This is a genomic window from Rhizobium sp. G187 (assembly GCF_051549525.1).
GTDB lineage: Bacteria > Pseudomonadota > Alphaproteobacteria > Rhizobiales > Rhizobiaceae > Allorhizobium.
On record NZ_JBPUGM010000001.1, the window covers coordinates 196,006 to 210,183 of the forward strand.

A 14,178-nucleotide genomic window follows, 5' to 3' on the forward strand; every position below is an offset into this window, starting at 1 on the left:
CGAGGCGAACGCCTTATGCCGATCTCCGTGTTTTCAGGATCGGTGTCTCAAGCAGCATACCGGTCACAACATCGGCAATGCCGCGGTCGGTCTGATGGGGGCCGATATTGCAGGCGAGGGTCGCACCGAAACAGGCCTTGAAGACCAGATACGGCGGTTCCCAGTCGACTATCTCGTCCATGACGGCGCGGATGCGGGAGAAGTCGTTTGCCACTTCGGACAATGGTGCTTCGGATACCAGCCCCGAAAGCGGAAGCGGCAAAAGCGCGTTGACCTTGCCAACGGAGGCGACGGCCATGCCGCCACCGGCTGCAATCACGGCATTGGCTGCAGCCGCCATGTCGGCCGGATCGCTGCCGAAAACCGTCAGGTTGTGGCTGTCATGGGAAACGGTGGTGGCGAAGGCGCCGCGCCAGTTCCCCCAGCCGCGCAGGAAACCGACGCGGGGCCGGCTGTCGGCGCGTCCATGTCTGTGTACCACCGCAATCAGCGTCGCACCCTCAGGCGGGACGACGAAGCCATCCCGGACGTCTGCTTCCGCTTCGCCCCAACGGGTAAAGCGAGGCTGGTCGATGGTTGCGACCGTCACCGTTTCCTCTCTGGAGGGGATGCGGAAGTCTTCTGCCGTCAGAGGCTCGATCTTCATGGAACCGGTAAGGGCTGATGTGTCGGCCGCCGCAATATTGCAACGCATCCGCCCGCCTTCGGCCACGGCCACGCCGTTGGCGAAGACAATGCGTGCCCGGAGATCCGCAAGGTCATCGAACACGACAATGTCTGCCCGCCGGCCGGCTGCGATCAGGCCAAGATCGGCCCGGCCCAGCCGCTGGGCGGCATTCAGCGTTGCGGCCCTCAGCGCCCATTCGGGCTTCAACCCGTAGCGGACCAGCCGCCGGACCACATCATCCAGGCCGCCGCCATGGACGAGATCGTCCGGGAAGACATCGTCGGTGCAGAGCGTCACCGTCTGAGGCAGGTGGCCGAGGCGGTTGAGCTCCACGACGAAGTCCGGCAGCAGGTGATCATGCGAGCCGCGCAATTCGATCGTCAGGCCGGCGCGCAGTTTGGAGAGAAGGTCTTCGCCCGAGACGAGTTCGTGGTCGGAGCTGATGCCCGCTGCCATGAAAGCGGCCAAATCCCCATCCTTCAGGCCCCGCGCATGGCCGCAGATCAATTTGCCTGAGGCCAAACCTGCCTGGACGATAGCGCTCATGCGTGGGTCGCGCTCGATCACGCCGCGCATGTTCATGACCTCGGCCACGCCGCCGATCTCTGGCCAGGACAGGAGCTCCGCCATGACAGTCGCATCGAAGTCTGCGCCATTCAGCTCCAATCCCGGTGCGGAGGGCACGCAGGAGGGCGCGAGCAGTATCACGCGAAGCGGCAGCGTGCTCGTGGCATCGGCGGCAAATCGGACGCCATCGACGCCGTGAACATTGCCGAACTCATGCGGGTCCCAGACGATCGTTGTGACGCCCCTTGGCAGCACGGCTTTGGCATAGGTAGCTGGCGTCACCATCGAGCTTTCGACATGCATATGGGTGTCGATCAGGCCGGGGGAGACAAAGCCACCTGCTGCATCGATGATGGTTTCGGCATCCTGCCTTGTGCCGCTTGCGTGGACGCTGGCAATCAAGGGGCCGACGAGGCCGATATCGGCCTCCCGCAATTCACCGGTCACGACATCGACCAGCGTTCCGTTGACGATCAGGTGGTCGAAGGGGGCATCGCCGCGTGCTGCCGCAACGGCACGGCGGCGGAGATCATCATCGTTCAGGTCTTCGGGTTCGGGCATCGGTTGCATGGTCATTTGCCGGCCTCCCATGCCAGGGCATCGAGGATAACGGCGCGGACCGCCGGCGCATCGCAACCGGCGGCGAAAGCTGCATTGAATGTGCCGTGGCTCTCGCGGGTTTCCACCACCGTGCGGCCGCGCGTCAGGCTGCCTGCAAGCTCCATGTCGATGCGTGCTAGCTGAAACGTGACGAGGTCGGGTCGGACGAAGGCGACGGCGGCCGAGGGGTCATAGAGTGCCATGCTCGGTCTGCCGCGGCTGACCGCGATATCGACATATCCCGCCAGCATGTCGGCGAGGAGGGCGGCATTGCGCCCGCCTGCCAGGCGGATCGGTGCGATGTCCGACGGCGCGGCCATGATCTTGCGGCAGAAATCGAGGTCAACCATGCGCAGGGGCAGGCCATGGGCAAGAACGATTGCCACGGCTTCCGGGTCGGCCAGTGCATTGAACTCGGCCGATGCGGTGTGATTGCCACGAGACAGGCCACCGCCCATCCAGGTGAGATCGTCAATGCGGGCAGCAAGATCGGGTCTTGCGAGCGCAAGTGCGGCGATATTGGTCAGCGGTCCAAGCGCCAGGATCCGGCGTGGGGACGGGGTTTGCTCGAGCCAGAGGCAGAGCGCGGAAAACGCCTCTCCGGATGCGCGGTCATCGGCTGCCGGCAGCGTCATTCCGGATGTCGGGATGCCGGTCTCGCCGAGAATAGCCTCTGCCGTTTCAAGCGTGCCGAGAACCGGACGGCTGCGGCCCGCATGCATGGGACAAGTCCAGCCGAATGCTTGCGCGGCGCCGGCAGCATTGCGCCGCACCTGCTTGAGGTTGGTGTTGCCGAAGACGAGCGAGATGCCGTCGATCTCAAGGCCGGCATGCATGGCGACCAGAATGGCCGCAATGTCATCAAAGCCCATGTCGGTGTCGATCCACACGCCCATGGATCAGCCGAACCGTTCGAGTTTTGCGGCTGCTGCGATCGGCAGGTCGAAGACGATTTCGGTGCCGAGGGGATGAGCCGGCGCTGCTGCGTCGACCTCCGCCTTGATCGTGCCGAGGCTCGAATCCAGCACATATTCGCGGGTGCCGCCGGCGAAGGATACGCCGCGCACCTTGCCCTGCAGCGGCCCCGTTCCGAGGGTGACCGTGCGTGGCCTCCAGGCGAGACCTGCCACTTCAGGCAATGCGCCTGCCAGTGCGACTTCTCCCTCACTGGTCACGAGTTTCCCGTCGCGGACGGCAAAGACGTTCTCGAAGCCAACGAAATCGGCGACGAAGCTCGATACCGGACGATTGTAGATGTCTTCCGGTGTGCCGATTTGCTCGATCGCGCCATTTTTCATGACGACGATCCTGTCAGCCAGCGCCAGCGCCTCGACCTGGTCATGGGTGACGAAGATCATCGTCACGCCGCTTTCCTTCTGCACCCGCTGCAGTTCCGTGCGCATTTCGAGGCGCAGCCGCGCGTCGAGATTGGAGAGTGGTTCGTCGAGCAGCAGGACCTTGGGCTCCATCACCATGGAGCGGGCAAGGGCGACGCGCTGCTGCTGGCCACCGGATAGTTCCGGTGTCTTGCGGTCCGCAAAGGCCGAAAGGCCCACGGACTTCAGCCCGGCCGTGACCTTGGCTTCAAGTTCGGTGCCCGACATGCCCTTGAGCCGCAGGCCGAAGGCGACGTTCTCGAACACGGTCAGATGCGGGAAAAGCGCATAGGACTGGAAGACGAGGCCGACGGCGCGCTTGTTGGCGGCGACATGGGTAATGTCGGCGCCATCGAGTCTGATCTGGCCGCCAACCGGCGTCATGAGGCCTGCGATCGAGCGCATGGTTGTGGTCTTGCCGCAACCGGAAGGGCCGAGCAGCGCCAGAAGTTCGCCCTTGCGGATGTCGAGATCGAGATCCTTGACGGCGATCGTCTTGCCATAGGCGAGGGAGAGCTTGTCGAGTTTAAGGAATGCGGTGTCAGACATAGCGGGAGAACCCCAGGAAACGTTCGGCAAGGAAAACAATGCCAATGGACAAAAATGCCAGCAACGATGACAGGGCGGCGATCGATGGATCGAAGACGATTTCCATGTAGCCGAGCATGTCGATCGGCAAGGTGCGCACACCGGGACCGGACAGGAAGAGCGAAACCGGAACCTGGTTGAAGCTGGTGACGAAGCCGAGGATGAAGGCGGAGAGGATGCCGCCGCGAATATTTGGCAGCACGACGCGGAAGAAGGCGCCGAGGCGAGACGATCCGAGAAGAACTGCCGCTTCCTCGATATCTGCGCGCAAATTGTTGAGGCTGGCCGAGACGACGCGCACCGCATAGGGCAGGACAAGAGCCGTGTGGGCGAGGAAGAGCGCAAGCGTGATCGAGAGGCCAACCGGCATGACGAAATAGCGCAAGAGCGCGAGGCCAACGATGATGCCCGGTACGATGATCGGTGCCGAAACCACGGTACGGACGGTCTCGGAGAAGGGCAGCTTGTAGCGCGACATGGCATAAGAGGCTGGGATGCCAAGAAGCAGAGCTGTAAATGTGCCGCCAATCGCGAGGAACATCGACATCACGAAGCTTTCGCGAAAACTCTCCACCGTGAAGATCTTGTAGATCCACTTCAGCGAAAAGCCTTGTGGCGGGAAGGCAAGCGTATCGCCGGCGGAAAAGGAGGCGGCGACGATGATCAGGAAGGGGCCGATCAGGAAGATCAGAACCAGAAGCAGCGTTAGCGGGGCAAACAGTCTGGAGGTCATCGCTTGTTCCTTGCTGTTGCAAGTCGCTTCAGGAGGATGTTGGCCGCAAAACTCATGACGATCAGGATGAAGGCAATGACGCTGGCCGAGACGAAGTTGTTGGCGACCGTCACTTGCTGGTAGAGCAGGGTCTCCAGCATCAGCACCTTGGAGCCGCCGAGAATGGCGGGCGTGATATAGGCGGTCATCGAGCCGGTGAAGACCAGCGTTCCGCCGACGACGAGGCCTTCGCGGGTCAAGGGAAGCACCACTTTCCAGAAGACTTCGAACCAGTTGGCACCCAGAACCCGGGCGGCGGGAATCACGTCCTTCGGCAGGTTTTCGAGCGCGCTGATCAGGGAGATCACCATCAGCGGCAGGAACAGTTGCAGCAGGCCGATGAAGACGGCCGTCTCGCTGAACAGGATGCGGATGGGTTCGTCCGTCAGACCGACCGCCATCAGTGCCTGGTTGATAATGCCGGTGCGACCAAGAATAACAATCCAGGCATAGGTGCGCGCGACCGGCGAGATCATCAGCGGCAAAACGACAAGCCCGACCATCCGACCCTTCGCGCCGGGCGGCAGGCTGATGATTGCAAAGGCCGTGGCATAGCCGATCACGGCTGCCACAGCGGTGACAATCGCGCCGAGCTTCAGGGTGCGCAGGAAGACGGTCCGGTTCAGCGGTTCCGAGAAGAATTGCGTGTAGGCCGAGAGGCTCCAGCTGTCAGCGGAGCGGAAACCTTCCGACAGCAGCAGGACGACCGGCACCAGGAAGACAAGGCCGGCAAACAGGGCGGCCGGCAAGGCGAGTGCCAAGGCTTCGGCGCGGTTCTGGAACATGTCTGCAGTCTCCAGCGGTTGGACAGAAAGTGTCGGAATGCGGCCGGGACTTGTGGTCCGCAAGCCGCATTCCTTCGCCTTGGGAGGCATTCGTCAAAAAGGTGTTCCGGCCGGTTTCCTGATGGGGAGGGGCCCAGGAGACCGGCCGGCAATGCACGTGTTTGTGGATCGGTTACTGGCCGACCTTGGCATTCCACTCGGAGAGCCAGCCGTCGCGCTGGTCGAGGGCAACGGCAGAGGGGATCAGCTTCAGATTGGCGGCGATATCCTCACCATAGGTCAGGTTGCCGGCAATCTCGTCGGAGACCTTGACCTCCTTGTTGGCCGGGCTGTCGACCAGCTTTTCGGCGAGCTTGGTCTGCGTTTCGGTGGAGAGCCAGAAATCCATGAACTCAAGTGCCAGATCCTGGTTTTTCGAGCCCTTGGTCAGGACCATGACATTCATGCCGCCGGTCTGGCCTTCCTTCGGGGTTGCCCAGCCGAGCGGCAGGTCAAGCTTGGTGAAGGGGGCCCAGGAGAAGCGGCCGATCGGTGCGGCCCAGATTTCTTCCTGCTGCATCAGCTGCACGAGCTGCGAAGACTTGACGTAGAAGGTGACGATCTCGTTCTTGTTCTTGCCGACCTCCTCGATGGCCGCCTTCAGGTCAGGCGTGTCCTTGCCGAGCGCCTGGCCGAGCATGTAGAGCGACGGCGGGCCCTGATTGGTGGTGATGTTCGGGAAAGCGACATGGCCGACATTTTCCGGCTTCAGCAGGTCTGCCCAGGATTCGATCTTCATCTTGTCGGTACGGTAGACGATGGAGGTCGCATAGAAGGTGTAGCCGACGCTCATGCCGTCGCCATTCGGATCCTTGGCGATGTCGTAGAGCTTGTCGAAATTGGTAAGCTTGGTGGTGTCGACCTTCTCGATCAAGCCGCTGCGCGCGGCCGACAAGGCGTCCGCCATCGACACAACCGCCATATCGACAACCGGGCTTGCCTTGTTGGCTTCGATCTTGGCCAGACGCTCGACGCTGTTGCCGGTTTCGACCACCAGCTTGCAGCCGCATTTGGCTTCAAACGGATCGTAGACGATTTCCTTGAAGGCGTCCTGCGCCAAGGCATAGACGGAAATGGTGAGCGTCCGGTCCTGTGCTTGGGCAGCACTCGCGGTCAGCGTCAGTGCGGCGACGGATGAAAGCAAAATCTTGTTCACGTGTGTTCTCCTGCTGGCGGGTTTCTTCTTGTCGGGGGTGTCGATGGCGCCGGACCTGAGGTCTGCCGGACCACCAATTGCATGGGCACGCTCTTGCGGTCGCTTTCGGCAACCCGGTCCCTGATGTCTTGTGTCTCGCCGGTTGCGGTCGAGTCGATCACGCTGACCAGGGCGGAGATGGCGATCTCGGCAATTTCCGCTATATTCATCCGCACGGTCGTCAGGCTCGGGGTTACGACGGACGACCAGACGAGATCGTCGAAGCCGGTGACGCTGACGTCTTCCGGCACCGAAATGCCTGCACGGTGGAGTTCCGTCAGAGCCCGCAAGGCATGAAGATCGGAGACGGCGACAAAGGCGGTAAACCCCTCGTCACGCTTTTGCCGGAGACCGAGAAGACTGCCTTTGCCATGCACCTGCTCATGGGTTTCGATCCACAAAACCTCTGCGTGAGCGCCTTTCGGCAGCCGGGACTTCATGCCCCCGATGCGATCGTTCTGCACGTTCGAGGCGGGATTGTTGCCGATCAGCAAAACCTTGCGGTGTCCGAGCGCTGCAAGATGCTCCGCAACGATCTGGCCTCCCTGCCAATGGTCGGCAGAGACCGTATTGCCCGGTGTCGAGGGGCTGTCGATGACGGCGACGGGGCATCCGACATCGGCGATGCGCGTGCCGCGCCTCGGGACGATGATAATGCCATCGACATCTCGTTCGATCAGCCGGTTGATGGCATCGGTCTGCATCGCGACATCGCCACGGGAATCGGCGATCAGCACGCCATAGCCCGCCTTGCTGGCGGAGTATTCGATCGCCTGTGCGATCTGCGGGAAGAGGGGATTGGCAATGTCCGGAAGGACGAGGCCGAGCACGCCTGTGCGCCCGGTCCGCAGCGCGCGCCCAGCAAGGCTCGGCGTGTAGCCAATCTCGGCTGCCGTTGCCCTGATCTTCTCGGCAAGCTCGGCCGAGACGCGCCCCTTGCCCGAAAGCGCATTCGAAACGGTCGCCGACGACACGCCGAGCAGGGCGGCGATATGGCTGAGCTTCGATCCGGTGCGCGGCGGGTTCATGGGAGCCGGGGAGTTTGATTAAACGATTAATCAGAGAGCTATAGGAGTTTTGCAGCGGAGTCGAGCGGCAATTGTGCTGCCAAGAGATTTACCGGGGAGATTCCCTGTTGGTGATGGCAGGGGGGTGCCTTCGAGTGCTGCCGGATCTGTGCCCGATCTTTCGGATCCTGTCCCAGGATTCGGAATCTGGTGTCACATAAAAATGGGATAAGTGTCTGTTTTTAAAACAAAATGGTGGGCCCGGAGGGACTCGAACCCCCAACCAAGCGGTTATGAGCCGCCGGCTCTAACCATTGAGCTACAGGCCCAGCGCGGCTCGTCGCCGTCGGGCGGGCAATGGTTGGCCCCGCACCGTGGCACAGCGTCTAACGCAATTCCGGGGGGGCGACAAGTCTCTGCCGTATTGGCTTCACAATCTGAGGTCATCTAGGGTGTGGAAGGGTATCGTGCCGAGGTTACCATTGAAGGATCCGGCACATGAGGGAAAAGGAAAATCCAATCATGATCCACTATCCACGCGCTTTGATCCTTGCCGGCCTGTTTTCAAGCGTGGTGCTGCTCGGTCCGCTATCCTTGCCGGCACAGGCTGAAGACATGCAGCGCCGCGAGGCAACGATCATGGTTTCCGGCGAGGGCGAGGCGTCGATCGCGCCAGATATGGCGTTGATTTCACTGAGCGTCGTCCGGGATGCGCCGACCGCTGCCGAGGCGCTGGCCGCCAACAGCAAGGCCATGGCCGAGGTGCTGGCCGATCTCAAGACGCAGGGCATTGACGACAAGGACATGCAGACTACGGATTTCTCGATCCAGCCGCAGTATCGCCAGCAGCCGACCGATGGCAGCGGCGGTTATGTGGCGCCTGAAATCGTCGGCTACAGTGTATCGAACGGTCTGACGGTGCGGGTGCGGGATCTCGGCGCACTGGGTGGTCTCATCGACCGTGCCGTGAAACTCGGCGTCAATCAGGGCGGCAATATCACCTTCACCAATGACGACAGCGATGCCGCGGTCGAGGAGGCTCGCAAGCAGGCCGTCGCCAAGGCGGCCGCCAAGGCGAAGACGCTGACTGACGCTGCCGGCGTGAAGCTTGGTCGCGTGATCGAGATCTCCGAGGCCTTTGCCCGGCCGATGCCGGAAATGATGGCCGCGCCGATGGCAAAAATGGCCGCCGCCGATGCGGTTCCGATCGCGTCTGGCGAAAACCGGTATACGGTGACCGTCAACATGACCTATTCGATCGAGCAGTAGGCTCCTATTGTTTGCCAGATAAAGAAGGGTCGGCGCTGATACGCCGACCCTTCTTTCGTTTCAAGGCTCAGATCTCAGACGTCGAGCGGGTGCTCCGCGATCATCTTTGTCAGGCTGCCATTTGCCGGGAAGAGCGGGATGAGGCAGGCCTGGAGGGCGTGGTAGATGTCGCCCTTGCCGGGGAAGAGGCTGTTGGACGGCTTGCCGTCTTCGGTCAGTTCCTCGAACCAGCCGCCGTGTTCCCGGTCGAGAGTGTTGTTCGCGATATAGTTCCAGATCTTGCGGTAGCTTTCCTCGTGGAAGTGGCTTTTTTCCTGATGCTGGTTGAGGAAGTGGGCAGCTGCTGCGCCTTCGCAGAGCGGCCACCAGAGTTTCGAGCGCTTGTCCGGTGCGTTTGCCCAATCGAGCGTATAGAAGAAGCCGCCTCTGTCCTTGTCCCAGCCGAGCGCCATGGACTGAGAGAAGAGGCCACGCGCGGCTTCCGGCATCCAGTCGTGTTGCTTATCCCCGAGCACCCAGAGCTGCAGGATGAGGCGGGCCCATTCCAGCCAGTGGCCGGGCGTGGTGCCGGCCGGGCGGAACATCTCGTTCGGATGGTAATAATTCCGGTCGACCACCCAGTTTTCATCGAAGTGCTCGGCGACGCGGAAGGCTTCCTCGCGGGCGCGGCGGTTGATGATCAGGTCGGCGATCCGCTCGGCCTTGGTCAGATAATGCCGCTCGCCGGTGGCCTCGAAAGCGGCCATCAGGCTTTCGGTCAGGTGCATGTTGGAATTCTGGCCGCGATAGCCTGGGACCGGCTGCCAGTCGGCAGAGAATTCCTCGGCGATCGCGCCGTGGCTTTCTTCCCAGAACTTCTCTTCGATCACCTGCGTGATGTCGGCGAGCATGGCGTCTGCCAGCGGATGGCCGGCGCATTTGGCCGAGGAGGCTGCCAGCAGGACGAAGGCGTGGCCATAACCTTGTTTCGTGTCGTCGGCAGCGCCGGTGTCGTTTGCCTGCCAGAAATAACCGCCGTTCTTTTCATCGCGGTGGCGTTCCCAGAGATAGCGCATGCCGTGATCGACGATATCGCCAGAGCCGGGGCGACCGAGCAGGTGGCCGATGGCATAACAATGCACCATGCGGGCGCTGGCATGAATGCCGCAGGCGGGATTGTCGAGGCTGAGCGGCTTGCCGTCGCGCGACAGGTCGTAGAAGCCGCCCTTCGGGTTGAGGGCGGGACCTTGGAAGAAATCGAACAGGCCGTCGGCCTGGGCCAGCAGCCAGCGGCGGTGATAGGGGCGCGCGCTCCACGGCGCGTCCTGCGTGCCAGATACCTGACTTTCCGACATGTATTCCTCCCAAATGATATCCTCGCCGGTTGTATAGCGGAACCGCAGGCCCGCATCTACCGCTTGGCTATGGACATTCACACACGGATCGCATGTTGACATAAAGATATCTTTATGTGACTGGAGCCTGTCGCTGATGAAGCAAAGGAGTTCGCATATGCTCGATCAAATGTTCGGCCGTGAAGGCGCAAACCGGGATGGAGCGGAAATCCTCAAAGCACTCCAGCAGGCGGCACGCGAACGCATCCTGATCCTCGACGGCGCTATGGGCACGGAAATCCAGGGGCTCGGCCTCACCGAAGAGGATTTTCGCGGTGAACGCTTCCTCGGCTGTGCCTGCCATCAGCAGGGCAATAACGACCTTCTGATCCTGACCCAACCCAACGCTATTGAGGATATCCATTTCCGCTATGCGATGGCGGGTGCCGATATCCTCGAAACCAATACCTTCTCCTCGACCCGCATTGCCCAGGCCGATTACGAGATGGAAGGGGCGGTCTATGACCTGAATCGTCACGGCGCGGAACTCGTGCGCCGGGCAGCCTGGCGGGCCGAGCGCGAGGATGGCAAGCGCCGTTTCGTCGCCGGTGCCATTGGACCGACGAACCGGACCGCCTCCATCTCGCCTGACGTCAATAATCCCGGTTATCGCGCCGTGTCCTTTGATGATCTGCGCGCCGCCTATGGCGAGCAGATCGACGGGCTGATCGATGGCGGTGCCGACCTCATCCTGATCGAGACGATCTTCGATACGCTGAACGCCAAGGCGGCGATCTTTGCCTGCGAGGAGCGTTTTCTCGCCAAGGGTATCCGCCTGCCGGTGATGATCTCGGGGACCATAACCGACCTCTCCGGCCGCACGCTGTCGGGCCAGACGCCGACGGCCTTCTGGAACTCCGTTCGCCATGCCAAGCCCTTTGCTGTGGGCCTGAACTGCGCGCTCGGGGCAGACGCCATGCGACCGCATCTGCAGGAATTGTCTGCAGTCGCCGATACCTTCATCTCGGCCTATCCGAATGCCGGCCTGCCGAACGAATTCGGCCGTTATGACCAGAGCCCGGAAGAGATGGCGTCGCTGGTTTCTGGCTTTGCTGAGGAAGGCATCGTCAATGTGGTCGGCGGCTGCTGTGGCTCGACGCCTGCGCATATTGCCGCCATTGCCGAGGCGGTTAAGGGCAGGGCGCCGCGCGCTCCTGTCGAGCATCGGCCATTCATGTCGCTGTCGGGGCTCGAGCCTTTTGAACTGACCAAGGATATTCCCTTCGTCAATGTCGGAGAGCGAACCAATGTCACGGGCTCGGCAAAGTTCCGCAAGCTGATCACGGCGGGCGACTATACGGCAGCACTGGCCGTTGCCCGCGACCAGGTGGAGAACGGTGCGCAGATCATCGACATCAACATGGACGAGGGCCTGATCGATTCCGAAAAGGCCATGGTCGAATTCCTGAACCTGATTGCCGCCGAGCCTGACATCGCCAAGGTGCCGGTCATGATCGACTCGTCGAAGTTCCCGATCATCGAGGCTGGCCTCAAATGCGTGCAGGGCAAGGCGGTGGTGAACTCGATCTCGCTGAAGGAAGGCGAGGAGAATTTCGTCGCTCAGGGCAAGCTCATCCGCAATTACGGTGCCGCCGTCGTCGTCATGGCCTTCGATGAGAAGGGGCAGGCGGATACCTATGAGCGCAAGGTCGAGATCTGCCGCCGCGCCTATCGCATCCTGACGGAAGAGGCGGGTTTTGCGCCCGAAGACATCATCTTCGATCCCAACATCTTTGCGGTCGCGACCGGGATCGAGGAGCACGACAATTACGGCGTCGATTTCATCGAGGCGACGCGGACGATCAGGCAGGAAATGCCGCTGGTGCATGTCTCCGGCGGTGTCTCGAACCTCTCCTTCTCCTTCCGCGGCAATGAGCCGGTGCGCGAGGCCATGCATGCGGTCTTCCTCTACCATGCCATTCAGGCGGGCATGGATATGGGCATCGTCAATGCGGGACAGCTCGCGGTCTATGAGAGCATCGATCCGGATCTGCGCGAGGCCTGCGAGGACGTTGTGCTGAACCGCCGCAAGGACGGAACGGAACGCTTGCTTGAGATTGCCGAGCGTTATCGCGGCACGGGTGAGGCCAAGACACGGACACAGGATATGAGCTGGCGCGAATGGCCCGTCGAAAAGCGGCTGGAGCATGCGCTGGTCAATGGGATCACCGAATTCATCGATGTTGATACGGAAGAGGCGCGTCAACAGGCCGAGCGTCCACTGCATGTCATCGAAGGACCGCTGATGGCCGGCATGAATGTCGTTGGTGACCTCTTCGGCGCGGGAAAAATGTTCCTGCCGCAGGTGGTCAAATCGGCGCGTGTGATGAAGCAAGCGGTGGCCGTGCTTCTGCCCTTCATGGAAGAGGAAAAGCGGTTGAACGGAGGGACCGGCGAGCGCCAGGCGGCTGGCAAGGTGCTGATGGCGACCGTCAAGGGTGACGTGCACGACATCGGCAAAAACATCGTCGGCGTGGTTCTCGCCTGCAACAATTATGAAATCATCGATCTCGGCGTCATGGTGCCGGCCACCAAGATCCTCGAAGTGGCGAAGGCGGAGAATGTCGATGTCATCGGCCTGTCCGGGCTGATCACGCCGTCGCTGGACGAGATGGTGCATGTGGCATCCGAGATGCAGCGGCAGGGGTTCACCGTTCCGCTTTTGATCGGCGGCGCGACGACGAGCCGGGTGCACACGGCCGTCAAAATCCATCCGCAATACAAAGCGGGGCAGGCAGTCTATGTCACCGATGCCAGCCGCGCCGTTGGCGTCGTCTCGTCACTGCTCGCTGAGGATGGCAACGAGACCTATGTCGACGGTATCCGCGCCGAATATGCCAAGGTCGCCGAGGCCCATGCGCGGGCGGAGGCCGAAAAGCAGCGCCAGCCGCTGGCATCGGCCCGGGAGAATGCTGTCAAGCTCGACTGGAGTGCTTACAAGCCGACCAAGCCCGCTTTCACCGGCACGAAGGTGTTCGAGGAATATGATCTGGCCGAGCTTGCCCGCTATATCGACTGGACGCCCTTCTTCCAGACCTGGGAGCTGAAGGGGCGTTTCCCGGCTATTTTGGAAGACGAGAAGCAGGGCGAGGCGGCCCGTCAGCTATATGCCGATGCCCAGGCCATGCTCGAGAAGATCATCGCGGAGAACTGGTTTCGGCCGCGTGCCGTGATCGGCTTTTGGCCGGCCAATGCTGTCGGCGACGATATCCGGCTGTTCACGGACGAAGCGCGCCAAGAAGAACTCGCAACCTTCTTCACGCTGCGTCAGCAGATCGCCAAACGCGAGGGGCGGGCCAATGTGGCGCTCAGCGATTTCGTCGCACCTCTGGAGAGCGGCCTTCCTGACTATGTCGGCGGCTTCGTGGTGACCGCCGGCATCGAGGAAGTGGCGATCGCAGAGCGTTTCGAGCGGGCGAATGACGATTATTCCTCGATCCTGGTTAAGGCGCTGGCCGACCGTTTCGCTGAAGCCTTTGCCGAGTGCATGCATGAGCGGGTGCGCCGCGAATTCTGGGGCTATGCGCCGGACGAGGCCTTCACGCCCGAGGAGTTGATCTCGGAGACCTATGGAGGCATCCGGCCCGCGCCGGGCTATCCGGCCCAGCCCGACCATACGGAAAAGGTGACGCTGTTCTCGCTGCTGGATGCAACGGCGGCGACCGGTGTGACGCTGACAGAGAGCTATGCCATGTGGCCGGGCTCGTCTGTGTCAGGTCTCTATATCGGCCATCCCGACAGCTACTATTTCGGTGTGGCCAAGGTTGAGCGCGATCAGGTCGAGGACTATGCGGGGCGCAAGGGCATGGATGTCCGCGAGGTCGAGCGCTGGCTGGGGCCGGTGTTGAATTATGTGCCGAAGGCGGTGGCGGCGGAGTAGCTCGCTGGCGGGACAAACGCCCCTTACCCCCTGGCGGGACCTTCTCCCCGTGAACGGGGA

The 14,178-nt window shown here is 61.8% G+C and carries 10 protein-coding genes and 1 tRNA gene; 2 read left to right on the forward strand and 9 right to left on the reverse strand.

Going from position 1 to position 14,178, the window contains the following annotated elements:
* Nucleotides 1-13: 13 nt before the first annotated feature.
* The 8 genes from ACSV9I_RS00935 to ACSV9I_RS00970 form a co-directional block, all read right to left on the reverse strand.
* Nucleotides 14-1,810: an adenine deaminase gene (locus tag ACSV9I_RS00935; protein WP_438326597.1), complete on the reverse strand. Its 1,797-nt coding sequence runs from the start codon at nt 1,808-1,810 to the stop codon at nt 14-16.
* The gene (locus ACSV9I_RS00940) at nt 1,807-2,730 is read right to left on the reverse strand and encodes a nucleoside hydrolase (RefSeq protein WP_438326598.1); all 924 of its coding nucleotides are present in this window, start codon (nt 2,728-2,730) and stop codon (nt 1,807-1,809) included. Before ACSV9I_RS00940 ends, ACSV9I_RS00935 begins: the two co-directional genes overlap by 4 nt.
* Nucleotides 2,731-2,733: 3 nt before the next feature.
* Nucleotides 2,734-3,759, reverse strand: a complete 1,026-nt coding sequence (locus ACSV9I_RS00945) for an ABC transporter ATP-binding protein (RefSeq protein ID WP_054157621.1) — start codon at nt 3,757-3,759, stop codon at nt 2,734-2,736.
* Nucleotides 3,752-4,531 (reverse strand): ABC transporter permease, encoded by a 780-nt coding sequence (locus tag ACSV9I_RS00950; protein WP_438326599.1) that lies wholly within the window; start codon nt 4,529-4,531, stop codon nt 3,752-3,754. Before ACSV9I_RS00950 ends, ACSV9I_RS00945 begins: the two co-directional genes overlap by 8 nt.
* Nucleotides 4,528-5,355 (reverse strand): ABC transporter permease, encoded by an 828-nt coding sequence (locus ACSV9I_RS00955; RefSeq protein WP_054157787.1) that lies wholly within the window; start codon nt 5,353-5,355, stop codon nt 4,528-4,530. The genes ACSV9I_RS00950 and ACSV9I_RS00955 overlap by 4 nt, the downstream gene beginning before the upstream one ends.
* 172 nt (nt 5,356-5,527) lie before the next feature.
* Entirely contained in the window at nt 5,528-6,550 is a 1,023-nt protein-coding gene (locus tag ACSV9I_RS00960) for a polyamine ABC transporter substrate-binding protein (RefSeq protein ID WP_054157619.1), read from the reverse strand.
* Nucleotides 6,547-7,617 (reverse strand): LacI family DNA-binding transcriptional regulator, encoded by a 1,071-nt coding sequence (locus ACSV9I_RS00965; protein WP_438326600.1) that lies wholly within the window; start codon nt 7,615-7,617, stop codon nt 6,547-6,549. The genes ACSV9I_RS00960 and ACSV9I_RS00965 overlap by 4 nt, the downstream gene beginning before the upstream one ends.
* A 232-nt stretch (nt 7,618-7,849) precedes the next feature.
* Nucleotides 7,850-7,925: transfer RNA gene (locus ACSV9I_RS00970), tRNA-Ile, on the reverse strand.
* 193 nt (nt 7,926-8,118) lie between these two features.
* Here ACSV9I_RS00970 and ACSV9I_RS00975 point away from each other — a divergent pair.
* Complete coding sequence (locus tag ACSV9I_RS00975) at nt 8,119-8,865, forward strand: SIMPL domain-containing protein (RefSeq protein ID WP_438326601.1); 747 nt, start codon at nt 8,119-8,121, stop codon at nt 8,863-8,865.
* Nucleotides 8,866-8,939: 74 nt separating this feature from the next.
* On the opposite strand, the gene ACSV9I_RS00980 is transcribed toward ACSV9I_RS00975, so the two are convergent.
* The gene (locus tag ACSV9I_RS00980) at nt 8,940-10,199 is read right to left on the reverse strand and encodes an AGE family epimerase/isomerase (RefSeq protein ID WP_438326602.1); all 1,260 of its coding nucleotides are present in this window, start codon (nt 10,197-10,199) and stop codon (nt 8,940-8,942) included.
* A 157-nt stretch (nt 10,200-10,356) separates the two neighbouring features.
* Between ACSV9I_RS00980 and metH the strand changes: the two genes are divergently transcribed.
* Nucleotides 10,357-14,118, forward strand: coding sequence for a methionine synthase (metH, locus tag ACSV9I_RS00985; RefSeq protein ID WP_438326603.1), 3,762 nt, complete (start codon nt 10,357-10,359; stop codon nt 14,116-14,118).
* The last annotated feature ends 60 nt before the right edge of the window (nt 14,119-14,178 follow it).